Source organism: Chryseobacterium sp. RU33C, assembly GCF_900156015.1.
GTDB lineage: Bacteria > Bacteroidota > Bacteroidia > Flavobacteriales > Weeksellaceae > Chryseobacterium > Chryseobacterium candidae.
In genome coordinates, this window is record NZ_FTMT01000002.1 from 273441 (window position 1) to 297309 (window position 23869).

The 23869-nt window shown below is 36.7% G+C and carries 20 protein-coding genes; 7 read left to right on the forward strand and 13 right to left on the reverse strand.

Annotation, left to right across the window (positions count from 1 at the left end; genetic code table 11):
• Window position 1: 1 nt before the first annotated feature.
• The 3 genes from BW946_RS03050 to BW946_RS03060 are packed head-to-tail and all read right to left on the reverse strand — an operon-like array spanning window position 2 to window position 5217.
• Entirely contained in the window at window positions 2-1318 is a 1317-nt protein-coding gene (locus BW946_RS03050) for a lysine N(6)-hydroxylase/L-ornithine N(5)-oxygenase family protein (protein ID WP_076594759.1), read from the reverse strand.
• A complete protein-coding gene (locus BW946_RS03055) occupies window positions 1311-3719 on the reverse strand; it encodes a GNAT family N-acetyltransferase (RefSeq protein ID WP_076594760.1) in 2409 nt (802 codons plus the stop codon). Before BW946_RS03055 ends, BW946_RS03050 begins: the two co-directional genes overlap by 8 nt.
• Window positions 3691-5217 (reverse strand): pyridoxal phosphate-dependent decarboxylase family protein, encoded by a 1527-nt coding sequence (locus BW946_RS03060; protein ID WP_076594761.1) that lies wholly within the window; start codon window positions 5215-5217, stop codon window positions 3691-3693. The genes BW946_RS03055 and BW946_RS03060 overlap by 29 nt, the downstream gene beginning before the upstream one ends.
• A gap of 216 nt (window positions 5218-5433) precedes the next feature.
• Here BW946_RS03060 and BW946_RS03065 point away from each other — a divergent pair, with 216 nt between their 5' ends.
• The gene (locus BW946_RS03065) at window positions 5434-6531 is read left to right on the forward strand and encodes a TauD/TfdA family dioxygenase (protein WP_076594762.1); all 1098 of its coding nucleotides are present in this window, start codon (window positions 5434-5436) and stop codon (window positions 6529-6531) included.
• A gap of 325 nt (window positions 6532-6856) precedes the next feature.
• Here the strand turns inward: BW946_RS03065 and BW946_RS03070 are convergent, their stop codons facing one another.
• The 6 genes from BW946_RS03070 to BW946_RS03095 form a co-directional block, all read right to left on the reverse strand.
• The gene (locus BW946_RS03070; protein ID WP_076594763.1) at window positions 6857-7669 is read right to left on the reverse strand and encodes an alpha/beta hydrolase; all 813 of its coding nucleotides are present in this window, start codon (window positions 7667-7669) and stop codon (window positions 6857-6859) included.
• A 162-nt stretch (window positions 7670-7831) separates the two neighbouring features.
• A complete protein-coding gene (locus BW946_RS03075) occupies window positions 7832-8407 on the reverse strand; it encodes a Crp/Fnr family transcriptional regulator (protein ID WP_076594764.1) in 576 nt (191 codons plus the stop codon).
• 67 nt (window positions 8408-8474) lie between these two features.
• Window positions 8475-8996: a GNAT family N-acetyltransferase gene (locus BW946_RS03080; RefSeq protein ID WP_076594765.1), complete on the reverse strand. Its 522-nt coding sequence runs from the start codon at window positions 8994-8996 to the stop codon at window positions 8475-8477.
• 17 nt (window positions 8997-9013) lie between these two features.
• Window positions 9014-9595, reverse strand: a complete 582-nt coding sequence (locus BW946_RS03085) for a 5'-methylthioadenosine/S-adenosylhomocysteine nucleosidase family protein (RefSeq protein WP_076594766.1) — start codon at window positions 9593-9595, stop codon at window positions 9014-9016.
• Window positions 9596-9697: 102 nt separating this feature from the next.
• Complete coding sequence (locus tag BW946_RS03090; RefSeq protein WP_076594767.1) at window positions 9698-10399, reverse strand: DsbA family oxidoreductase; 702 nt, start codon at window positions 10397-10399, stop codon at window positions 9698-9700.
• Window positions 10400-10489: 90 nt separating this feature from the next.
• Window positions 10490-11674, reverse strand: a complete 1185-nt coding sequence (locus tag BW946_RS03095; RefSeq protein ID WP_076594768.1) for an MFS transporter — start codon at window positions 11672-11674, stop codon at window positions 10490-10492.
• Window positions 11675-11908: 234 nt separating this feature from the next.
• Between BW946_RS03095 and BW946_RS03100 the strand changes: the two genes are divergently transcribed.
• Window positions 11909-12640: an MBL fold metallo-hydrolase gene (locus BW946_RS03100; RefSeq protein ID WP_076594769.1), complete on the forward strand. Its 732-nt coding sequence runs from the start codon at window positions 11909-11911 to the stop codon at window positions 12638-12640.
• A 16-nt stretch (window positions 12641-12656) separates the two neighbouring features.
• Here BW946_RS03100 and BW946_RS03105 read toward each other — a convergent pair whose 3' ends face one another.
• The 4 genes from BW946_RS03105 to BW946_RS03120 all read right to left on the reverse strand — a co-directional run bounded on the left by BW946_RS03105 (window position 12657) and on the right by BW946_RS03120 (window position 16180).
• Window positions 12657-12998 (reverse strand): helix-turn-helix transcriptional regulator, encoded by a 342-nt coding sequence (locus tag BW946_RS03105; RefSeq protein WP_076594770.1) that lies wholly within the window; start codon window positions 12996-12998, stop codon window positions 12657-12659.
• Between the two features lie 528 nt (window positions 12999-13526).
• The gene (locus tag BW946_RS03110; RefSeq protein WP_076594771.1) at window positions 13527-14153 is read right to left on the reverse strand and encodes a chloramphenicol acetyltransferase; all 627 of its coding nucleotides are present in this window, start codon (window positions 14151-14153) and stop codon (window positions 13527-13529) included.
• 183 nt (window positions 14154-14336) lie between these two features.
• Window positions 14337-15698, reverse strand: a complete 1362-nt coding sequence (locus BW946_RS03115; RefSeq protein WP_076594772.1) for a T9SS type A sorting domain-containing protein — start codon at window positions 15696-15698, stop codon at window positions 14337-14339.
• 2 nt (window positions 15699-15700) lie between these two features.
• Window positions 15701-16180 carry a hypothetical protein gene (locus BW946_RS03120; protein WP_076594773.1) on the reverse strand — a complete coding sequence of 160 codons (480 nt, stop codon included), beginning with the start codon at window positions 16178-16180 and terminating at the stop codon, window positions 15701-15703.
• A gap of 308 nt (window positions 16181-16488) precedes the next feature.
• Between BW946_RS03120 and BW946_RS03125 the strand changes: the two genes are divergently transcribed.
• From BW946_RS03125 to BW946_RS03145, 5 genes are all read left to right on the forward strand, one after another.
• Window positions 16489-17511 carry a ligase-associated DNA damage response exonuclease gene (locus tag BW946_RS03125; protein ID WP_076594774.1) on the forward strand — a complete coding sequence of 341 codons (1023 nt, stop codon included), beginning with the start codon at window positions 16489-16491 and terminating at the stop codon, window positions 17509-17511.
• Window positions 17508-19088: an ATP-dependent DNA ligase gene (locus BW946_RS03130; RefSeq protein ID WP_076594775.1), complete on the forward strand. Its 1581-nt coding sequence runs from the start codon at window positions 17508-17510 to the stop codon at window positions 19086-19088. Before BW946_RS03125 ends, BW946_RS03130 begins: the two co-directional genes overlap by 4 nt.
• A gap of 98 nt (window positions 19089-19186) precedes the next feature.
• Window positions 19187-21640: a ligase-associated DNA damage response DEXH box helicase gene (locus BW946_RS03135; RefSeq protein WP_083688771.1), complete on the forward strand. Its 2454-nt coding sequence runs from the start codon at window positions 19187-19189 to the stop codon at window positions 21638-21640.
• A 453-nt stretch (window positions 21641-22093) separates the two neighbouring features.
• Window positions 22094-22738: a ligase-associated DNA damage response endonuclease PdeM gene (pdeM, locus tag BW946_RS03140; RefSeq protein WP_076594776.1), complete on the forward strand. Its 645-nt coding sequence runs from the start codon at window positions 22094-22096 to the stop codon at window positions 22736-22738.
• 217 nt (window positions 22739-22955) lie between these two features.
• The gene (locus BW946_RS03145; protein ID WP_076594777.1) at window positions 22956-23462 is read left to right on the forward strand and encodes a pyridoxamine 5'-phosphate oxidase family protein; all 507 of its coding nucleotides are present in this window, start codon (window positions 22956-22958) and stop codon (window positions 23460-23462) included.
• Window positions 23463-23869 lie beyond the last annotated feature (407 nt).

A 23869-nucleotide genomic window follows, 5' to 3' on the forward strand; every position in this document is an offset into this window, starting at 1 on the left:
ATTAAATTTTGGCAGTTGGTAAATCAGCATATTTTTCTACATCGAAATCCTGGAAAGCAATTTTCTTTTCAATTGTATAATGCTCTCTTCCCAGAATATCATTGATGATGTAGGAATTACGGTAAGCCGCCATTCCAAGATCTGTAGAAATGTAGCTGTGGGTATGTACTTCAGCATGGAGAATATAAATTTCGCCTCCGTTGTGGTCTATTGAATAATTCCTGTTCACATCAAACAATCCGCTGGAATCTCTTTTGATCCTATCCTGAATATTTTGTAAGAATGCAGGCTCGTGGTAACGGTATCCTGTTCCTAAAATCAGATAATCTGCTTCCTGATCATAAGGTACTTCCTGTTCCAGTTGGGTAAATTCGAGATTGATGAAGTCCGGATTACTGTTGTCTACTCTATTCAGCTGGCTGTTAGGAATAATTTTAAGATTAGGATCAGCATTGTCGATATTCAGATCATAAATAAAATCGTAGATATCATTGATCAGGTCGTAATTGATTCCTTTAAACTGGGCTTGCTGCTTGCTTAAAATGGTTTTCCTTGCAGATTCACTTCTGTTGTAGAAATATTCAACATAATCAGGTGAAGTAAGTTCCAGTGTCAGTTTAGAATATTCCATAGGGAAAAATCTGTCCGGACGGGAATACCATCCCAGTTGCGTTTCTTCATTTCTGTTTTGAAGAAGATCATAAAAAACTTCTGCTGAACTCTGGCCAGAACCGATAATCGCTATTTTTTTACCCTGAGACAAAAGTTCTTCTTTTCTATACAGATAAGAACTTGTATGAATAACACGGCAATCGTCCTTCGGAATGAAAGAAGGAATATGAGGCTGTGTTCCTGTTCCTAAAATCAGTCTTTCCGTTTTGAAAACTGTAGTTTCTTTGGTTTTGGTGTGAATCGTAGTTACATGATATAAACCTTCTTCAAAAGTAATATCCACTACCTGAGTAGAAAAACGGCATTGCGGAAGCTGTTCAATGACCCATTGGCAGTAACGGTTGTATTCTTTTCTCGGAATAAAAAAATCTTCTCTGATAAAAAACTTATACAGTCTTCCGGTTTCTTTCAAATAATTCAAAAGGCTTAAAGGATTCGTAGGATCAGCCATGGAAACGCAGTCACATAAAAATGGGGTCTGCAGGGTTACATGGTCAATCATCAGTCCCGGGTGCCAGTCGAAACCATCTCTCTGGTCCAGGAAAAGGGTTTTCAGTTCTGAAATCGGATTAGATAATGCGGCAAGTCCCAGATTGAAAGGACCTATACCTATGCCTATTACATTGTATACGGCTTCGTTAGTCATTTTTTGTGATGTTTGTGGTGATTTGTACCTCTTTATTCTGTGGGAATTTTTCCCAGTACCATTCTCTGTAACAGAAGTTCAGATTAGCCTTTTTATGAGGCATTTCTATTACTTTATCTACTTTGAATCCTACATGGGCTTTATTCATCATAGAAGCAAGAGAGTCTACAGATCCTTCGCCTACCATTTTTCCTACCTGTGGCTGTGCAAAAACATAGTCAACCATAGATTGAGTGGATGGAGATACAAATTTCTTTTTAGGATCAATAGGTGCAATAAACTGGTGTGTTCCATAATCGGTAGGCAGTACTTCATAATAATCTCCTACGATATCTCTGCAAGCCCAATACACCTCAATATTACAGGAAGGTTCATCGTTTCCTGCGATGATATAACTGTGTGCTTCATCACCTGGTAGCATCAGCCTGTAGTACGTTTCCAACTCATCAATGCGCCAGTTCATCTGCCAGATTTTTACGGCATGTTCACGGTTGAACCATTCATGAAGCATTTCAAGGTCATTGTCAAGATCTATAGGACGCATACTCATCGTTACATCTTCTTTCTGGAAGTATCTTTTAAAGAAAACTTCTGTTCCCTGCGGATTGATTAACTGATCCGAGAAGAAATGTTTGTGAAGAAGATTCGGAACTTGAGCATAAGAAATTGAAGAAGCATTCACGCCTCCGTCTACATCAGACACTGCGGATTGAAGGTTTGATTTCACAGCCCAATACCTTTGATTCAATGCATAATCGGTTAGCGATGAGGGTTCAGTTTCATGAAGATTTTCAAACTCCCTGTACAGAATATGGATTAATCTTCTTTCTTTAACCAGTCCTGTTTTGCCTATGGAAGCAATCAGTGCGCTCAGGTTACTGACCAGAAGATGGTGAGAAACAATGTCCAGAAGACGCTCATCTCTGATGAAAAGATCTTCGATTTCAGGATAATTTTTGATCAGAGATTCATATTTTTCTTTGAAGCTTTCTTTGATCAGATAACCTTGTCCGTCTCTCACGTAAATAGATTGAGGAAGCAATTGATTATCTAATTGTACAAGCAGATTCTGCTGATGAACTTCCGGTGCCATGCCTAATTGATCGTACAACCTGTTTAAGGGCGAAAGCAATAGGTTTACATACTTTTCAAACCAGATAATAGCTGCTTTTTCTGCATCTACACCCAATTGATTCGCAACATTTTTAAAGAAATGGGTCGTAAAATTGAATCCGTCAGTAGATTCATCCTGGCAAAGTCTTGCTAATAAAATCACTTTATCTTCATTGGAAAAAGGATTTTCACGGAGCAGTATATTAAGACTGTCCATATTTTTTCCTCCATAATGAACGCTTAACGTAGAAGGTTCCAGCAATAATTTAAAATTCGGGAAACTTGGTTCAAATGAAGCCTTTATATTTTGCCACCAGATCGCCGAAGCATAACCTCTGTTGAGATCTTTTAAGCTGTTTGTTCTTACAGAACCTGTCATTAAAACATGCAGAGAAAATTTCAACATCCAGCTGAAATCCGGATTGTATACCGTTCTTATGGAAGATGTTGCATAAAAATCCTCTCCTAAAGGTCCGATGTGAATGATTTTCCCGGAACCCAACATTTCAGGGTATTCTGCTGTTGATAAAAGATATTGTGCCTCCCATGGATGGCATGGAACGATGTAAAAATCATTGATGTTTTCAAAATCATAACTTTCCGGTATGGATACCCATTTTTGAAAGATCTCTTTGGCCGAAATCCCCGGAAGAGATTTTTCTGTGATGCAGTCTTTATGAATCAGGAAATAATCCAGCTGAAATCCTTTTCTGAATTCAGGGCCATATAAAAGCTGCTCTTCCTCGGAGAACCCCATTCTTGATTTGGTGAAAGGATGCAGATTGTGTCCGGCAGGAAGCATTTGTTCAGATTCAAGAAAAGAATACGTTAAAAGCTGATCATCCTGAAGACAGGCTTCTGTAGTCAGTTCAAGATTTCTTAAGCTGCTCTGAATTCTTTCCACAAAATTTCTGAAACCTGTTTCGTTTGTAGTCTCAGAAAGTTCTCTGTAAACCAGTTCAGTAAGCTTTTGCTCATTCACTTCAAAAACGTCCTGATTTTGATGATCTACCGCCCACAAAACAGTTTCGTATTCATGAAAAAGAGTTTCGGAGCGATAAGAAACCGGAGCAAATAAAAACAGTCCGCTTTTCTTCATTTCAAATCTCATAAACAGTGGATTATTACTGTTTTGAAGAGCCTTTGCTGTGAGAATATCATATTTCGGAACGCCCTGATAGAATTTTCCGTTTCCCAGTTCTCTCAACATTCCGTTCAGCAGAATTCTGAAAGTAATTTCCCGGGCTTTTTCTCCTGTTCTATTTTTCTGAATTAAAGTCTTTTCCATGTTTTTTGATTGTGGTGAGAATTTGATGAATGTCTTCTGTAGTCGTAATCGGGTTCAGGAACGTAAACTTCAGATAGAAGTTTCCATCCACTTTTGTACTTGCTACAAGGATTTCTCCGCTGTAGAAAAGTTTCATCTTGATGTATTGATTCAGGGCATTCAGATCACTGATTTCAGAATTTATGTATCTGAAAACAAGAACACTTAAGTCAGAATCTGAAAGCAGTTCAAAATCTGCATCTTCCGTAATCATGGCTGCAGCATCTTTGGTAAGATCGATCACCGTGTCTGTGTATTCTGCCAACTGCTCTTTCCCCATCATTCTTAGGGTAAACCAAAGCTTTAAAGCATCAAATCTTCGCGTACTCTGGGTAATGGATTTATTGATCTGTGCCGGAATTTCATCTTCGTCCATTTCTTTCGGATTCAGATAATCGGCATGATGTTTAAGAATCAGCAATTCTTTTTTATTTTTAACAATAAAAGCACTGCTGCTGATAGGCTGGAAGAATGATTTATGATAATCAATCGTTACAGAGTCTGCTCTTTCAATTCCATTGATCAGATCACGGTATTTTTCACTCAATAATAAGGCGCAACCGTAAGCTGCATCTACGTGCATCCAGATATTATAATGCTCTGCAATATTGGCGATATCTTCCAGTGGATCAATATTTCCAAAATCTGTAGTTCCTGCTGTCGCCACGATTCCAATAGGGATATTTCCTAACTGCTCTTCTCTTTTAATATATTTTTTCAAAAGAGAGATATCCATACGGAATCTTTCATCAGTAGGAACTTTTACAATGCTTTTCTCACCCAGTCCCATAATGGAAGCGTTTTTCAGATTGCTGAAGTGAGATTTATCCGAAACAAAGATCCTGAAACGGCTTGCCTCCGATGGCAGACCCTCCATTTTAATATTGTGGTTGTACCTTTTCTGAGAAAAACAGTCACGCATCATGACCAGTCCCATTAAGTTGCTCTGTGAGCCGCCTGCTGTGAAAATGCCATCACTTTCGTTCGTATTATATCCGATCTGACCGGCAGTCCAGTCGATCAGTTTTCTTTCCATGAAAGTTCCTCCGGCGCTCTGATCATAAGTATCCTGAGAAGAATTGATAGCACTTACAAGGATTTCTCCTGCCAATGCGGGGATTACTACAGGACAGTTAAGGTGTGCCACATATTGCGGAAGATGAAAAGCTGTGGCATGTTTCACATAGATTTCATCTACTTCTGCCAGAAGCTCATTATAATTGGAAAGTTTTTGGTTAAGGTCGATCTGTTGTACCATTCCTTTCATTGTTTTAGCTTCTATACCACTGAAAGGCTTGTTGTTTCTGTACAGGAATTCCTGAACGAGGTCTAAAGTACTGTTGACAGCATTACGATAATGATCATAATTGTCAGGATGAAAAATATTCCCGAAATTCCCCGAAATGTGAGGTGAAGTGGTGCTTGCGAGCTCTTCAAGGGATATTAAATTTTTACTCATAAAAGTTTTATAATGTGATTTTTTAAATCTTTGAATTGTTGTGGTTTTTTGATATATTATTTTATATATCAGATAGTCAGGTTTTTAAATTTTGCATTTTTTATTATGTTTTATTTGGTGATTGCATAATTATTACTAAATTTGACTCTGTTATTATTATTTAGAATAATTAAAAACAAAGATATAAATTATTAGTTAACACCAAATTTATTTTTAATGAATTCTACAGAAATTTTAGATAAAGACTGTTCAACAGCGGTAAAACTGCTTCCTACGGTCATAAAAGTCACCTCTCAGGAAAGAAGAATGATAAAAGATGCGGCGCTGCATCTTCAGAAAAAGTATGACACCTATGAAAACCGTGATTTTATAAAGCATGTACATCAGCTGGCTTCTTATTTCTTACCGGAGAGAATTTTAAATATAGCGGCTGATTTTGCAAGTGATTTTTCAAAAGATCAGTATGGTGCACTCATCTTTACCGGATTAATGGACATTGATCAGGAGAATATAGGTTCTACGCCTTCCAACTGGCAGTCGGCAGATTATTCAAAATTCAATTTATATGGTTTTGCGTGTGCGCTTATTCATGGGGCACTCCCTTCAAAACCTGTACAATATTATTCACAGCGTAAAGGCGGAGGATTGATCCATGCCATTATTCCTGATGAAAAAATGAAGGAAACACAGACCGGATCTGGGTCTTCTACAGATTTGTATGTACATACGGAAGATGCTTTTCTGAAACATCAGGCCGATTTTTTAAGCTTTATGTATGTGCGAAATGAGGAACAGGTTCCTTCTACTCTATATTCAATCCGTTCTCATGAGTCTATCGGAGAAAAATACAGACCTCTTTTTGAACCAATTTATAAAATCCCGAAAGATGCCAATCTGGAAACAGGAAATAGTGAAGAAGAGACCTTGGATTCTGTTTTGTATGGTAATTACAGCCTTCCGTTTATGCGATTTGATGCTGCAGAACAGCTTTTCAATCCCAGCATAAGACAGTCAGATGAAGCGCAGAATACGCTGCATGAGTTCTGGGAGGAAGCCCGACATTTAATTTACTCAGGATTTACGCCTCAGGCTGGAGATGTTATTCTGGTTAATAATCATTTATGCGCTCACGGAAGATCAGCTTTCCGTGCAGGAGTAAGAAAAATTAACGGTATTGAACAGCCGTGTGAAAGAAGAATCATGCTTCGTATGATGAGTAAAGTGAGTCTTATTGATATGAGAGCACACACGCTTACAGAAGATCCGTTCTTTGTGATAGAGGAACATTTGGGGAAAAACTTTCAACATTTTTAAAATGCAACCCTATTAGCATTTTTGAACATTCAATCAATCGAAATCCTTTTTGGGCATGGCTCAAAAAGGATTTTTTTATTTGATTTTCACTTGATTGATCTTTGACAATCAAAGGTGGTAAGTTTTGGTTAAAACCATCGGAATTTATATTTATTAAAACGGGCTAAAGCCCGTTCCTATTGAATATTTAAAGTCTTCATTGTATTTTTTTAAATATGATATTTCATTCTGATGGTTTTTTATATCAATAGAAGCGGGCTTTAGCCCGCTTGTTTTTGTTATTAATATAATATTGGCTTTAGCCAAAACTTAAAAGCTTATAATTTTACTGTTTAAAAAACCTGTCAAACAAAGACAACTGTTCAGACAATGATCTGCTCCAGTATTCAGTAACATGTCCTCCCAAAGATTCTGTGTAGAGATGCTGGATTTTCATTTCGGTCAGTTTTTTATGAAAATTCCTGTTCATATTGATCATTTGAGTGTCTTCTGTTCCACAATCGAAAATATACTGCTGTTCTGCTCCTGCCATCAGCTTTATTTTACTGTCTGTAAGGAAATTGGGATTGATCGATTCCAGTGGTCCAAGCACTTTATTTACCATATATTTCTGATAGCCTTCTCCGAATGAATTAAAATCCAATGCTCCGCAAGAACTTCCTACAATACCAAATGTTTTATTATAAGTAACTCCGATATTGGTGGCTCCATAGCCTCCCATACTCCATCCCAAAATTCCGCGGAATTTTTTCTCTGCTTTCACAGGGTAATTTTTATCAATGAATTCTACCAGTTCTTTTCCAATAAAGGTTTGATATTGTGAATCCTTAACGATTGGACTGTCCACATACCACGAACTGTAATTTCCATCCGGAAGTACATAGATTGTTTTCAATTCCTGTGCTTTTTTTACCAGATCCGGAATATCCTGTTTAATGATTCTGTCCGGATTGCCACTAAAACCATGAAGAATATAAACCGATGGATACTTCGTATTAGGCTGAAGATTGGGAGTGATGATTACTGTTTTGATTTTTTTATTCATTTTCGGACTGAAAATTTCCTGATGAATAATTTTTTGTGCGGATAGTTGTACAAATGCAGTAAGTACAAATACAATGTTGATAAGCTTCTTCATATTGAAAAATGTTTAATGAATGATAATCACAGGCATACTTTTTTAAAACATATAGCATACCAATAATCTTATGACAGAACAAAATTGTGAAATAAAAAAAAAGAAAGCCTCAACATATGTTGAAGCTTTTATTAATTTATTTTCAGGTTAAATTCAAAAATATCAGTTGATTTCCTTTCTGATCCGGCTTAGTTGCGTGGGTGTTATTCCAAGATAAGAAGCAATATGATGCTGTTTTAGTCGATTATAAAGGGATGCATTTTCAAGCAATTGCAGATACCTCTTTTTTGCAGTTTCGTATTTGAGGGAAACTTCTAAAGGTTCTTTTTTTAATACCCAGTTTTTTTCCAGATAATAGAGATGAAAAAGAGCCAGATCATGGTGTTTTTCCAGCAATTCACGGTAGGCTTTTGCAGGATATTGTATCACCGAGCAGTCTTCCAGTGCAATAATATTAAAATCGCTGGGTTCATTTTTAATAATAGCTGCTGTGGAGGCTGCAAAACTGTTTTCTTCGAAGAAGATTTTATAAATATTGTTTCCCAGCTCATCTACCGTATAATAGCCAATCAGGCCGGACTTTACAAAATAATAATATCTTGCCATGGAACCGGATTCCAGCAGAAGATCATTCTTATGATAGTATTCTTCCGAACAGATATTCAATAAATCTTGAATCGTTTCTTCGGATAAAGGATAATATTGATTGAGATGTTTTACAAATTCTGAATGGTTCATTTGGGAATATTTATCCTAACACGCAATCATCTTTGAAAATTTGTGCTATCTGTGGGGCAAAAGAGATTTAATCCAATATTTTCTTCATCATCAGATCCGTCTGTTCTTCTTCTCCCAATCTGAAAATGTGTTTATTAAACTCAACAAATCCGTTTTTCCTGTAAAATTGTAAAGCCCTCAGATTCTCTTCCCATACTCCCAGCCACAGGTATGATTTCTTAAGTTGCTGAGCAGTTTCCAACGCCTGATTATAAAGAAGTTGTCCTACTTTTTTCCCGTGATGGCTTTTCTTTACATAGATTCTTTCAATTTCAAGGCTGGTATCATCCTTAAGTTCTGTCTGGGCGCTGCCTGTATTTACTTTCAGATAACCTACGGGATTATCTTCTTCCCATGCAATATAGAAATGAGAATCAGGATTATTCAACTCAGATTTTATCTTTTCAGTATTAAAGCTTTCTTCCAGATATTTTTTCAGGGCTTCTTCCGTATTATCTTCTGCAAATGTTTCAGAAAACGTCTGGATTCCTAACCTTTGTACCACTTCTACGTCTTCAGCCAGGGCTTTGTTGATGATGATTGAACTCATGATGGAAAGAATAAATGTTATGAGAAAAGAATTTTCTTAAATGCTTCAGAAGCCAGATGTACCTGTACACTCCAGTCGTCGGCAGCGTCACTTCCGGCATCATCGGAAATATATTTCAGGCATAGAAACGGGATATTTTCCTTTTGGGCAATCAATGCCAACGGATAGGCTTCCATGTCTACAATATTATAATCGGTTTCGGAGTGGTTCATTTCAAAGCTGTCACCACTTCCGCAGATTCCTTCTTTCAGGGTATCCATTTTAAGTCCATATTCCAAAACAGGCGGAACTCCGGATAATGGGGTCTCATAAAGTTGAAATCCCAGCCCTCTTACATCCATATCTCTCTGGATGAATTTTGTACAGCATACTACTTCTCCTTTATGAAATCCTTTACTTCCTGCAGAGCCCAAATTCACAATCAGTTTAGGCTTTCTTGCATGAATTTCTTTGGTTAATTCGATGGCTGCATTTACTTTTCCGATGCCGGTAATTAATTTGTTTTTATCGTCGAAAACGGTTCCTGCTTCGGAATCTAATGCAAAAACAAAAAGGGTGTCATCAATTGAATAATGAGTTTCGTGGTTAATTTTTATCATTGAGAAATCAGATTTATACAGCTGCTATCACTGTAATACAAAGATACGAGACTCTATTCAATTAAAACCCCCAAAATAAAACTATTTTGGGGGTTAAATATCTTAGATACTGCAGCCGTCTGCATCACAGGAAGCTCCGTTTTCGCCGGAAAGATCCTTAAACGGACTCACCGTTTCTTTATAAGTCTGTTGCAGTGCATTTTCAAAAGCTTCTGCAGGCTGAGCACCGGAAACAGCATATTTACCATTCAGAACAAAGAAGGGAACTCCGGAAATACCATTGTTTCTTGCCTCCTGAATATCCTGATTCACTTCATCATCCAATTGATCCGTTGTAACAGCCTGTCTTGCTTCTTCCTTATCCATTCCTAAATTTTCGGCCAGCGCCACTAAAACCTCTGCTTCTCCTACATTTTTCCCATCAATAAAGTGAGCAATAAATAATGCCTCTTCCATTTCATTGGATTTATTGTGCTTTTTGGCTAAATGAAGCAATTTGTGCGCACTGAAAGTATTGGTGATTAAAGTTTTTCCAAAATTAAAATCAATTCCGGCTCCCTTTCCCATTTCAGCTACCTGCCCAAGCATTTGGGTAGCCTGAGCTTCAGGAAATCCTTTTTTTTCTCTGAAATATTGTATCGTATCCTGAGTTTCTTTCGGATCTAAGCCTGGATCCAGCTGAAAACTCTTCCACTCCACTTCTACTTCATCTTTAAAAGGAAGCTTATTCAAAGCCTGCTCAAAATTATTTTTTCCAATATAGCAAAACGGACACATCACATCCGACCAGATTTCTATTTTCATTCTATTTAATTTTAAATCAAATTAACAGTGCAAAGATAATGTATTTTACTTAATGTAACAAAAATTATTACAGTTTAAATCTAACCGGCTTTATGCTTTATTTACCTTTTTACAGAATAATAAATGAGCAACTAATGCAAGTACTCCAAATACAGTTCCTACAAAGCAGACACCAGTCCATTGAGCTTTTTGCCAGGCGATAGAAGCCAGCCAGGTTCCCAATGAACCTCCGATGAAATAAGAAACCATATACACTGTATTCAGTCTGTTCACAGCGTTTGATTTAATCAGGAAATAATTGGTCTGATTCATAATGTGGCTTGACTGTACTCCCAGATCCACAAGAATTACTCCTATAATCAGTCCCCAATAGGTTTCTCCTGCAAAATAGGTAAAGCCCCAGCTTCCTATAACAATCAATAAAGAATACAGGATAATTCTATTAATATCCAGATACTTTTGCAGTTTTCCCACCTTAGCCGCAGCTAAAGCGCCTACCGCTCCTGCCAATCCAAAACTGCCTACTACAGATGAACCGGCATTAAAAGGAGGCTTTTCCATGTGAAAAACAAGCGTGGTAAACAGCGCGCACATTGATCCAAATGCCATAGCTCCACGGAAAGAAGCCAGCTGAAGAACAGGCTGTGTTTTCGCAAGCTGAGCAACAGAACGCATCAGTTCACTGTAGGTACCTTTAAAGTTAGGAGACATTTCAGGAAGCATTTTATACACAGCCAGCCAAACCAGAATCATCAGTCCTGCTGCAATACCAAACATGGCTCTCCATCCCCAAAGCTCTCCTACAATTCCTCCTATAAAACGGGAAAGAAGAATTCCCAGCAATAACCCTGACATTACCAGACCGATATTGGAAGATTTTTCTTTATCCGAAGAAAGTTCGGCCGCAATGGGTACAAACAGCTGCGGAATAACAGACGTCGCTCCAATCAATAAGCTTGCTGCGTATAACATCCACAACTGAGTCGCAAAAGTCATCCATAAAAGTGATCCAAAAACCATAAACAGATCGATTAAAATTAATTTCTTTCGAAAAAATTTATCTCCCAACGGAACAATCAGCAGCAATCCCAATGCATACCCAATCTGGGTAAGTACAGATATTTTACTTGCAGCACTCTCAGAAACCTGAAGTTCTTCAGAAATGAGTGCCAATAAAGGCTGGTTATAATAATTATTGGCTACCACAAGTCCGGAAATAATAGCCATAAGCCAGATAACAGTCCGGGAAATACCATGGGAAGAACTCTCCTGCATTATATAAAGTTTTTATTTGATTTGAAAGCTGTCTGACAGCAGATTTTTAAGAGATCAAAGATAATCATTAAAAAAAGAATTAATCTGCTTCCTTTCTTTACCTTTTCATGAATAACGCAGGATTTTAGCGTAAATTGAGTGATTTCAGCATTCTGCCTGTTTGATTGTTTTTATGGATAATATATATTGACGAAAATCTTTTTGAATATTAGAAATATTAAGGAAATTTGCAGCATGAAAATTATTCCACTTAAAGAAGGCAATTTTTCGGCAAGCAAAACCAAAGACTTTACTCTTTTAACAGAAGAAAATTTTGATAAGACCGGAGGAATCAAAATGTCTGTTCAGCCGTTTCTCATTATTACTGAAAATGATTATATCCTTTTGGATGCTGGAATTGGATGGAAAAACGAGTCTGGAAAAACTGTTGTTTCAGAAATTCTGGAAAGAGAAAATATCCGTCCCGAGCAAATCACAAAATTGTTGTTATCTCATCTTCATAAAGATCATATTGAGGGCGCTGTGAAACTTACAGAAAATGGTTTTGAAGCGGCTTTTCCAAATGCTCAGATTTATATCCAGAAACGGGAACTGGACTTTGCGGTGGAAAATAAAGGAAATCCTTCATTTGACTTTGATCTATTGGAAAAACTTATTAAGCTTCCGAATATTACGTGGATGAATGAAGATCAGGGGAAAATTACTGATGAGATTTCCTATGAAGTGGTGGGCGGACACACTCCTTTCATGCAGGTCTTCTGGGTCAGAGATAATGAAGAAACAGTCTTCTATGGTGCTGACGATCTGCCACAGGCCTCTTATTTAAAATATCATTTAGCCTATAAAAGTGATTTTGATGGCAGAAAAGCAATGGAATTAAGGCTTAGATGGGAAAAAGAAGCAAAAGAAAACAACTGGAAGATTCTTTTATATCATGATCTGGATCAAACTGTAATAGAAATTTAAATTCAGAAAAAATGGTTTAAATTTCATTAAACCATTTATAAATATCAAATTCAGAAAGAATATTCAGTTTTTTTCTGATCCTGTTTTTCCTGTTTTGTATTGCTTTTGGAGTTACAAAGATGCAGGTTGCAATCTCTTTAGTTGTCATATTAAGCTTAAGATAAATACAAAAGATTAATTCGGAATTTTTAAGAGAAGGCTGTATATCGGATAACTTTTTAAAAAAATCAGGATAAACCAGTCTGAATTTATTCAGGAGACGAGGAGAATTAGATTTGGCCAATGCCATTATCTCGTCTTGTACAAGAATCTTTTGTTTTAAATCCTCTAAGTTAGTTTCTGGGTTTCTATTTTTCATAATACTTTTTCATCTCTACTTATCTCAGATGCAATAAATTTTGCGCATCGTATAAAGTTTTTTATCTGATCAATCTGTTTCATGATAAGGTAATATCGTGAACAAAATGATTCCTATATATTCAAAAATTACTTGCTTTTTTTTAATGTAATCTAATGATCAGCAACATTTAGTTGTATTCAACAAATGATTAGAAAAAAAAACATAACCTATGAATTTCGGCTTATTTTTATATTGGCAAAGAAAGAAAAAATGATTAAAATTTTGTTAAAACCGTATACCACATAGATACCACGTTACATTTTGAGCTAAAATACCATAACGTCTTTTATCAGGTCGTTTACTCATTATCTGCTTTGTTATTTTGCCATTGTAAATGTAATACGTTTCTGTGTTTACTTTTTATGATCTGGATCAATGTTTTCAGCGTATTCTTACCGGAAATAAACAGAGTTATAAACAACAAAAACCGGATCGAAACCCAGCTTTTGTTTATGATATTTTAAAAATATTGTCTTTATGCTTTTACTACTGATCAAGCTGTCTCTGAAACTCTTCCAGATATTTAGCAATATGAATTCCGTCTGCCAATCCATGATGTGCCTCAACAGAAACCGGAAGATATTTTCTTCCTTCACGAATATTGAACCTTCCAAAGGCTATTTTAGGAACCGATTCTGTAGTATTAAAATCAGTAGGATGCAGTATTGCACTGAAAGAATTCCACGGAATGGCAGTATGTCTTACATGATCTTTCCCCAGCCTTTCATTGCTCAATCTCAACCCTGTACTTTCATGTACTCCTTTTATCTCCTCCTGTAGAGCAGCATTGAATGTTTCAAAATCTTCTGAAAAAGGAGTAAATGAAAAACCAAAGGTACCATCCGGCCTTCCAATTGTACTGCCGGCATGCACTGTGGCAAACTGTATTACCTGTCCATCAATGATTCTGAGTTTTAATTCATCTACTGTATTAACCGCCACCATAGATTTGTGATAATAATAGGCAAAAAATGAATATCCTTTCTCTTTTGCTGTATCATACGCTTTTGTACAGTCTACCTCCGTTGTAAACCCAAAATAAGGGCTTGCCATATTAGAAAAAAATTCGAAGTGTTCTTTCCTGTTCCAGTTGTTTATATCTACAATCCTCATTAATTCTTATTTGCTGCAAATTTCAACATTTTTATGGATTTATAGCTTAAATTCCTTTTATTCAAATATTACACTTTGGTTTTCAGGAATAAAAAAACAAGAGACTCATTTTCTGGTTTGGGAACACCAGTTTATGAATCTCCAGCTTTATATTTCAAAATTATCAATACTATATCTCTTTCATCATTCTTTAATGACTTTCTGGGAAAGAATCAGGCTTTTGTTTTCTTTTACATTCAGCAGATAAGTACCTGTCGGATAGTTTTTAATATCGACCTTTATTACAGAATTATTCAATTCAAATCTGGATGGAATCATCTTTCCGGAAGCATCATAAATTTCTACATTAACATCCTTTGAAAAATCCTTTTTTCCATTGATAAAAAACTCTCCCTCTGTAGGATTCGGGTAAATACTGAAACGTCGCTCCTCTGCTTTCACATCTGAAATGTTAAGAGTCCCTTTGCTTAGTGTCCAGGTAACATTGGTAACATGAAGTGTACTGTGATTATCTACTCTCACAAGCGGACTGTTATCAACTACAGAAAACATCAAAGTATTATTACCGTTGTTGAGCTGTCCCGGAGTTATAGTAAGGGAATTTCCTGTTGATCCTCCCAGCACTGTTCCGTTCAAAGTCCAGGTATTGACTAATGTATTAGGGATAGGAAGGATTTCATTCACTGTGAAAGTAACACCAGATGTGGCATCTAATGAAGTATTGTTTGCCGGTGTATATGAATCTACAGGAGATACTAAAGAGTGAATCTTCTCAATGATTGTCTCCTTACAAACGGAACAGAACTGCTGGTCAAGATACCTCATCTCGCAATTTTCATGGGGTCTGAACCATGTCGGGCTTTCGGCATGGGGATAGATTCCTACATTGTTAGTACCTACCCAGTTTTTCCATTTGATCGTTGATGGGTTAGAATTCTGTGTTTTATTTGCGGATTCAAGCGAACCGGGAAACCAATACTCATCAGCCAAATTACCAAATGAGTGCCCCAGCTCATGCACTACAAGTTCATTTGAAGAACTATTGAGTGAAGCAAAAGCATAGGTACCTCCACAACCTCCATATTCTGTAGAGTTACCCAGTACATAAGTAATATCATAGTCTGGGACATTCGTCGCCAGAACTTGTCCTACCTTATTTGGAGTATTGGTATGAATACATCTGTGCACACCAATATCAAAACTTGCACCCATATAATTGTTTGGATTTGAGATAGGTATAACAGGTTCTATAACATCCGTTGCCGTTCCTGGATGCTTAACTCCGGATTCCTGAGAAATTACTTTTACAGCATAAGCATTAAAATAATTTTTATATTCATTATAAGGACTCTTTGTAAAAAGATAATTAACTGTTGACTGCGCTGATGAGACAAAAGAAGTTTGCTGTGCAGCGGTAAACCCATCGCCTAAAACAGCAATAACAATACGTTTATCATTACTTCCGTTCTGCAATAAGGTAACTTTTTCAAATGTCTGTCCAAAACAATTGCTTCCTACAAGAAGAGATAATAAAATCTTTTTCATAATTATAGTTTTTGAGTGAATAATAACTGTACTCCGGAATCTGTGGCTTTTTCAACTTTTACCCACTGAATGTTATCAGCATATGAAAATCTGATATTGAATTCTGCACTTTGAAGAGAAGCCCTGTGTCTGGAGATTCCTTCTTTTTCGTAAACTTCCAGCTCACGATTCAGCGGATCTCTTACAAGCTGCCTGGCTCCTTCTTTTCCATCAGCCTCAATGACCGTAATAATAAGGTCTCCTTTCCGCACTTCATTCCTGTCAAAGAAAGGTGTTGATTTCAGTTTCCCATCCGAAATTTTAGTTTCATGAAGAGTAATTTTTTCATTCCCGGAGCTGTCTTTATGTGCCTTAAAGAAGAAATAAATAATACGTTCACTCTTTTTTACCCTATTTTCTACTCTTATAGATCTGTCTGAAGGCGATTCACTTTTTTGAAAACTGCAAAACAGAAAGACAGTAATAAATAATAAATTTCTCATTTTTCATTTTTTTATAAAAATAATCAATTAAACATTAAATAACTAATATTATTTACTATTTAACAAACAAAATGTTTTCTATTAAAATTTTAATCAAAAAACAATATAAATATTTAAAATAAATACAAAAAACAATATAAATAAAGAAAATAAAAATTAACTACTTATCCATTTTTAGACCTTGGCCAACAAAATAATCACCTGTTTTTGCATAACTGATGACTTCTGTTATCTATAGGTAATAAAAATTGTTATTTTTAAAACTTTGGTTAAGTTTTTGAAGCAGACTCTTTAAACCATTCACACCATTGAAATTAATCACATTTACCAAAAAAGGAATTTACTGTCCGCAAGGGAAATTCTATATAGATCCCTGGAGGCCCGTTGATATGGCGGTTATTACCCATGGCCATGCCGATCATGCCCGTTGGGGAATGAAAAAATACCTTTGCCACCACTTTACCAAACCTATTCTGCATCAGAGAATCGGGACGGATATCGAATGCCAGAGCATAGAGTATGGAGAAGTAATTACCATCAATGATGTAAAACTTTCACTTCATCCAGCAGGGCATATCATTGGTTCTGCCCAGATAAAGCTTGAGTATAAAGGATATGTAACTGTAATTTCGGGAGATTATAAAGTTCAGGAAGATGGACTGAGTACACCTTTCGAGTTGGTAAAATGTAATGAATTTGTGACAGAAAGCACCTTTGGTCTGCCTATCTACAACTGGCTGGAAGTTCAGGATTTAAATAAAAAACTTCAGAACTGGGTACTGAAAAATAAAGAAAACAATAAAACCTCTGTGTTTATTGGATATTCTTTGGGAAAAGCCCAGCGTATTATGAAGGCAGTGGAAGAATTGGGGAAAATATACGTCCATTATTCCATTGGAAAACTGAATGAAGCCTTTGAAACAGTAGGAATTGATCTTCCTGAATATACAATAGCAGATTTCAGAGAACGCCCTAAAGAAATGGAACATGAAATTGTTATTGTTCCACCCGCCTTACTCGACAGTAATATCATTAAGAAAATTCCAGATCCGGCCACAGCAATATGTTCCGGCTGGATGCAGGTGCGCGGTGCAAGAAGGTGGCGGAGTGCAGATGCAGGATTTGCAATGAGTGATCATGCAGACTGGAAGGGATTGCTTCAGACTGTAAAAGCAACCGAAGCAGAGCTGGTACACGTTACCCACGGACAGACAGAAGTTTTTTCAAAATATCTGAATGAAACAGGAATTAAAGCAGATGTTGTAGAAACACTTTACGGTGACGAAGAAGAGGAATCTGAAAAAGAAAACCCTGAAAATCCGGAATCATGAGACATTTTGCAGAGCTTATCAATGCGTTGGAAACCACCAATAAAACCAATGCTAAAATTGATGCCATCATTGATTATCTGGAACGCGCTCCTGATGAAGATAAAGTATGGTTTATAGCCTTATTTACCGGAAAAAGACCTAAGAGGAATGTCAACACCAATTACATGAAAGAATGGGCGCTGGAAATCACAAAACTCCCCTACTGGCTGTTTCAGGAATCTTACTCTTCCGTAGGCGATCTCGGAGAGACTTTATCATTAATTCTTCCGCCTCCGGAGGAAAAAATAGAACGTTCATTATCAGAATGGATGAATGATATTACCAACTTAAAAGGCAAAACAGACGCAGAAAAAAAAGAATTTGTCCTGCAAACATGGAATGGGCTGGATTATACCGAACGTTTGATATTCAATAAATTAATTGGCGGAAGTTTCCGGATTGGAGTATCAGACAAAACATTAATCAATGCGCTGACCAAATTTTCAGGGCAGGAATCCAGTGCTCTGATGCACAGTTTAATGGGTAAATGGCTGCCGGATGAAGTTTCTTTCAAAGAGCTTATTGATGCGGAAAATGTAAATCCTGACAACTCAAAACCCTATCCCTTCTGCCTTGCCTATCCTTTGGAAAAAGAAACTGAAGAATTGGGAGATCCTGATGGATGGCTGGTAGAATACAAATGGGACGGAATACGCGGACAGATCATTCGCAGAAACGATGAAGTCTTCATCTGGTCAAGAGGTGAAGAACTCGTGACCGAGCAATTTCCGGAAATTACAGAAGTTATAAAAGCCATGAAAGGCAACTTTGTCATAGATGGAGAAATACTTGCGGTAAAAGAGGGTAAAGTTTTAAATTTTAATGAATTGCAGAAAAGATTAAACAGGAAAACTTTAACTAAAAAAATGCTCTCGGAAATCCCCATAGAAGTCTTTGTCTACGACTTGCTGGAACTGGAAGACAATGATCTGAGGGAAAAACCAATCTCTGCAAGAAGGGCCTTACTGGAAGAATTATTATTGAATGAAAATCCGGAACGCATCAGTATTTCCAAAAGTCTGGATTTTGAAAAATGGGATGAACTGAATTCGCTTCGTGAAAACTCACGGGATGTAAACAGTGAAGGACTCATGCTAAAACAAAAAAACTCACCTTATCACTCAGGACGAAAAAAAGGCGACTGGTGGAAGTGGAAAATAAATCCGTTTACCATTGATGCAGTTCTTATTTATGCCCAAAAAGGCAGCGGAAGAAGAAGTGCCTATTACACCGATTATACTTTTGCCGTAAAAAATGGAGATACTTTGGTCACTATTGCCAAGGCCTATTCAGGATTAACGGATAAGGAAATCATGGAAGTGAGCCGGTTTGTGACCAAAAATGCTATTGAGAAATTTGGTCCTGTAAGAACCGTAAAAGCAGAACTGGTCTTCGAAATTGCTTTTGAAGGAATAGGTTTCAGCAACCGTCATAAAAGTGGTGTAGCCCTGCGGTTTCCAAGAATTGTAAGGTGGCGGAAAGACAAAACAGTAGATGAAATCGACTCTCTTGAAGAAATTAAAAAATTAATCCAATAAAACCTTTGCTGAGTGAAACGCCCTTGCGGTAGAAAAAATAAATAATATCATATAAAACCCTAGCGTCTTTTGCGTTAAAAATTTAAATCAAATATAAATTGGCAGCTTTCGAACATACCAACGGATTAAAGATCATTCAGCAATGGATGACCAATAAAGGTATTGCTCCTTTTAAATTTCAGCTGGAAACCTGGAAGAAATTTGGAAACGGATACAGCGGAATGGTTGTTGCTCCCACAGGTTTTGGGAAAACTTTTTCTGTTTTTTTAGCCTTAATTTCAGATTTCCTGAATCATCCTGAGCAATACAAAAAAGGGCTGAAAATGATCTGGATAACCCCTCTTCGTTCTCTTTCCAAAGATATTGCAAAAGCGATGCAGGAAGCGATTGACGAAATCGGACTCGATTGGGCGGTAGGCGTAAGAAACGGAGATACCGATCCCAAAGTAAGACAGCAGCAGGTGAAAAAAATGCCTGAAATTCTTGTTGTAACCCCTGAAAGTCTCCACTTGCTTCTCGCCCAGAAAAATAATGAACGTTTTTTCACTGATATGAAATGTGTGGCTGTGGATGAATGGCATGAATTACTGGGTTCAAAGCGCGGTGTTATGGCAGAACTCGGGATTTCCCAGCTTAGAAAATATGTTCCGGAGATTAAAATATGGGGCATCACCGCCACCATTGGGAATCTGGATGAAGCTATGGATGTGCTTATCCCGTATGACTGTAAAAAGACAAAAATTACAGCCAAAGAACAGAAAAAAATAGACATTCTCCCGGTTTTTCCGGATGAAATTGAGATATTACCCTGGGCAGGACATCTTGGAAACAAACTTGCAGATAAAGTGGTTCCTATTATTCTGGAATCAAAATCTACCATTGTATTTACGAATACCAGAAGTCAGAGTGAAATGTGGTATCAGCTTTTATTGGATGCTTATCCTGATTTTGCGGGTCAGATCGCCATCCATCACAGTTCTATTGATACCCATTTAAGAATCTGGATTGAAGAAAATTTAAGTTCCGGAAAATTAAAAGCTGTAGTTTCCACATCATCCCTAGATCTTGGAATCGATTTTAAACCTGTTGACACCGTCATTCAGGTAGGATCAGCCAAAGGAGTTGCGCGTTTTCTTCAAAGAGCCGGACGCAGCGGCCACTCTCCTTTTGAAACCTCAAAAATCTATTGTGTTCCTACCCATTCTCTGGAACTGATTGAAGTTTCAGCTTTAAAAGAAGCCGTGAAACAGAAAGTGGTAGAACCCAGAGAACCACAGGTTTTATGTTTCGATGTGCTGGTTCAGTTTCTGATGACATTGGCAGTTGGAGATGGCTTTTCTCCTGACGAACTATATGAAAGAATCAAAAAAGTATATGCCTTTCAGGAAATGCTGGACGAAGAATGGAAAAGCATTCTGGAATTTCTTACTATTGGCGGCAGCGTACTGAAGAACTATGAAGAGTTCCATAAAATCGTCATTATGGAAGACGGCCTTTATAAAGTAACTTCAAGAAAAATTGCTATGCTCCACCGGATGAATATGGGTGTGATTGTAAGTGATGCGATGCTGAAGGTGAAATTTATTTCCGGCGGCTATATCGGAATGATTGAAGAGTATTTTATTTCAAAACTGAAAAAAGAAGAAAAATTTATTCTGGCCGGACGTACACTGGAAGTCGCCATGATTAAGGATATGACGGTCTATGTAAGAGCAGCCAAAGGAAAAGCTTTAGTTCCGAGTTATCTTGGCGGAAGGCTTCCATTAAGCAGCAATCTGGGACATTTTTTAAGAGAAAAACTCTCACATGCTTTAAATCCGAAAGCTTCGGAAAAAGAGCTTAAATTTCTGCATCCTCTTCTGATCAATCAGGAAACAAACTCACATATTCCCAGAGAAGATGAATTTCTGGTGGAAATGATCAAAAACCGTGAAGGATATCATTTGTTCATGTATCCTTTTGAAGGGCGTCTTGTGCATGAAGTAATGGCCGCTTTGATTGCCTATCGGATCTCAAAACTGGCCCCTATCTCCTTTTCTATGGCCATGAATGATTATGGATTTGAACTTTTCAGTGATAAGGAAATTCCCTTAAATGAAAATAATCTGCAAGAAATTTTAACAAGAGATAATCTGATGAACGATGTGATCGCAAGTATCAATTCAGCGGAAATGGCAAGAAGAAAATTCAGAGATATTGCAGTGATTTCAGGCATGGTGATTCAGAATTATGCAGGACAGCAACGTTCCAACAAATCATTGCAAAGCTCTGCCGGACTGATCTTTAAAGTACTCGAAGACCATGATCCCAATCATTTTTTAATCAAACAGGCTTATACTGAAGTATTTAATATGCAGCTTCAGGAACAGCGATTAGTAGAAGCATTTAAAAGAATTGAAAAATCTGAAATTATTTTGAAACATTCCCGTTCCTTCACTCCGCTCAGTTTCCCGATCAAAGTAGACAGCTTGAGACAGACTCTTTCCAGTGAAGGACTGGATGCGAGGATTAAAAGAATGCTGAAACTGTCTAATATAAGTGATCTTTTATAATCAATTAATGTGTTTTCTGGAAGAACAGATATGCCGATAAATATTTGTTTACCGCAAAGACGCAAAAAATTGATAATAATAACATTTTAAGGCGCAAAGATTTTATCTCCGGTAAAATTCAGTCCCGTTCATCTTGCTAAAAATCTCACATTGAGCTAAGTCGAAATGTTCTTGCGCCTTAAATAAAAACAGATAATATAAAATTTGCGTCTTTGCGAGATTCTAAAATTTATAAAATCAAATAAAAAGCCTATCGTTTTAACCTTATTCTCAGCCTTATATTCTCCGTTAATTTTCTTGATAAACTTAAATAATCATCGTAACTTAGAGTATATCTTCTTAGAATTTTAATAAAATTTAAATAATGGAAAAATTTCATGTAAGCCGGAAAGTTGGCTGGTCCTATTTATTTAAATAGTTTAACTTTAAACCTTCAATTTTTCAATCTATCAAGTGTTTATAGCAACTAAAAATATTTCCATCGGAAATGAAACTTTCATTCTGACCAATCAGCGGGCAGCATTCTGGCAAAAAGAAAAAGCATTGATTCTTTCTGATCTGCACATCGGAAAAACAGCTCATTTTCGTAAAAATGGTATTGCACTGGCCAATCATATTATGAAAAGTGATCTGGAAAGATTATCAGCGCTGATTGAATATTTTCAGCCTGAAAAGTTTGTAGTGGTTGGAGATTTACTTCATGCCGGAGACAATTCTGATGTGGATGAATTCTGTACCTGGAAAAATCAGTATCCTGATATACAGTTTTATCTTATTGAAGGAAACCATGACCGGATTTCAGAAACCCTGGAAAAAAAATTATGCTTTCATCACAAATCTGAATGGCTGGAAATAGATGATATTACTTTCATTCATGATTTTGATGCATCAAGATCCGGATTTCAGATTACAGGACATATTCACCCGGGAATTGTGCTGAATTCTGCGGTGAAAAATATCAGGCTTCCATGCTTTGCTCTTAGCAGCAATCAATTATTATTACCTGCTTTCAGTGAATTCACAGGACTGGATACGAAAAATCTACCCCAAAAAAGTACGTTTTTTGTGTTTACAGACGCAGAAATCTATGAAATTTGATAGTTTAAGGTTTTATTTAAGAAGCTGTTCTCTGTTTTCCAAAAAGATATAATGCCTGATAAAAGAAGCCAGATGTTTAGGAGGCGAAATCTGCATTCATCAAATTTACGTAAAACTTATTTATTGAAAAGAAATCAAGCCCAGGTACCACAATTTATTCCCTTTTGGTCAGGTATTTGAATGTTTTAATGAATACCAATAACTAAAATATTATATTATGTCAACACAAAATCTTACCCACCTGGAAGCAATCAAAAAGATCAAAGAACTCTCGGAAAGTGCAAGAATATGTATGTTCTGTACAGAATTGGAAACTACTCCTATCAATTCAAGACCGATGACGTTACAGGAAACAGACGACAGCGGAAATCTCTGGTTTATCAGCAGCGGAACCAGCAATAAGAATTTTGAAATAAAAGAAGACCGAAGAGTACAATTGTTTTTTATGAACAATAGTGATTCCCAATATCTTTCTGTTTATGGGAAAGCTTCTATTTATAAAGATAAAGCAACTATAGAAGATAAATGGTCTCCTCTTGCTAAAGCATGGTTTGACGGAAAAGACGATCCAAATGTTACCATTATCCGTGTAGAGCCTAAAGAAACCTATTACTGGGATACCAAAGCAGGAAAACTGGTAAGCCTGTTTAGTTTTGTAACGGCCGCAATCACAGGAAACAAAACCGATAATTCCGACGGTGTGGAAGGAAATGCAACGATTTAAAAATATTAAATAAAGAATACATTTTCTCACAGATTAAGCAGATTTGCACTTAATTGTCAGAGCAGTTTTTGTGATCTGCGAGAGAAAAAAATGAAGCTGTCTCACAATTGAGATAGCTTTTTTTATATCTCATTGTTTGGAGGGAATTGTTTTCAAAGTAATGGAAAGCAAATATTCTTATGCAATTCAATTCACTCCTGGCGAAAATAATGTGATGAACTTACTGTATTTTTTGAATTTCTTCTTGAAATCCGAAGAATCAGTGTATCTCGCTTTAAAAGAAACTACAAAAAATGGACAATGTTTATCCAAAATTAATTGTTCTTAACCGATTTATGCGTATTTAAAAAAGGCTCAGATTATAAAATCCAAGCCTAACTTTTTTACTTACACGCTTCGCGGGATAG

Excerpts from the sequence above, each read along its gene's own strand:
- BW946_RS03145 (WP_076594777.1), top strand. The coding sequence starts at position 22,956 with ATGTCAACACAAAATCTTACCCACCTGGAAGCAATCAAAAAGATCAAA.
- BW946_RS03095 (WP_076594768.1), bottom strand. The coding sequence starts at position 11,674 with ATGCAGGAGAGTTCTTCCCATGGTATTTCCCGGACTGTTATCTGGCTT.
- BW946_RS03115 (WP_076594772.1), bottom strand. The coding sequence starts at position 15,698 with ATGAAAAAGATTTTATTATCTCTTCTTGTAGGAAGCAATTGTTTTGGA.
- BW946_RS03085 (WP_076594766.1), bottom strand. The coding sequence starts at position 9,595 with ATGATAAAAATTAACCACGAAACTCATTATTCAATTGATGACACCCTT.
- BW946_RS03120 (WP_076594773.1), bottom strand. The coding sequence starts at position 16,180 with ATGAGAAATTTATTATTTATTACTGTCTTTCTGTTTTGCAGTTTTCAA.
- BW946_RS03065 (WP_076594762.1), top strand. The coding sequence starts at position 5,434 with ATGAATTCTACAGAAATTTTAGATAAAGACTGTTCAACAGCGGTAAAA.
- BW946_RS03060 (WP_076594761.1), bottom strand. The coding sequence starts at position 5,217 with ATGAGTAAAAATTTAATATCCCTTGAAGAGCTCGCAAGCACCACTTCA.
- BW946_RS03070 (WP_076594763.1), bottom strand. The coding sequence starts at position 7,669 with ATGAAGAAGCTTATCAACATTGTATTTGTACTTACTGCATTTGTACAA.
- BW946_RS03105 (WP_076594770.1), bottom strand. The coding sequence starts at position 12,998 with ATGAAAAATAGAAACCCAGAAACTAACTTAGAGGATTTAAAACAAAAG.
- BW946_RS03080 (WP_076594765.1), bottom strand. The coding sequence starts at position 8,996 with ATGAGTTCAATCATCATCAACAAAGCCCTGGCTGAAGACGTAGAAGTG.
- BW946_RS03100 (WP_076594769.1), top strand. The coding sequence starts at position 11,909 with ATGAAAATTATTCCACTTAAAGAAGGCAATTTTTCGGCAAGCAAAACC.
- BW946_RS03075 (WP_076594764.1), bottom strand. The coding sequence starts at position 8,407 with ATGAACCATTCAGAATTTGTAAAACATCTCAATCAATATTATCCTTTA.
- BW946_RS03050 (WP_076594759.1), bottom strand. The coding sequence starts at position 1,318 with ATGACTAACGAAGCCGTATACAATGTAATAGGCATAGGTATAGGTCCT.
- BW946_RS03055 (WP_076594760.1), bottom strand. The coding sequence starts at position 3,719 with ATGGAAAAGACTTTAATTCAGAAAAATAGAACAGGAGAAAAAGCCCGG.
- BW946_RS03090 (WP_076594767.1), bottom strand. The coding sequence starts at position 10,399 with ATGAAAATAGAAATCTGGTCGGATGTGATGTGTCCGTTTTGCTATATT.
- BW946_RS03110 (WP_076594771.1), bottom strand. The coding sequence starts at position 14,153 with ATGAGGATTGTAGATATAAACAACTGGAACAGGAAAGAACACTTCGAA.
- BW946_RS03130 (WP_076594775.1), top strand. The coding sequence starts at position 17,508 with ATGAGACATTTTGCAGAGCTTATCAATGCGTTGGAAACCACCAATAAA.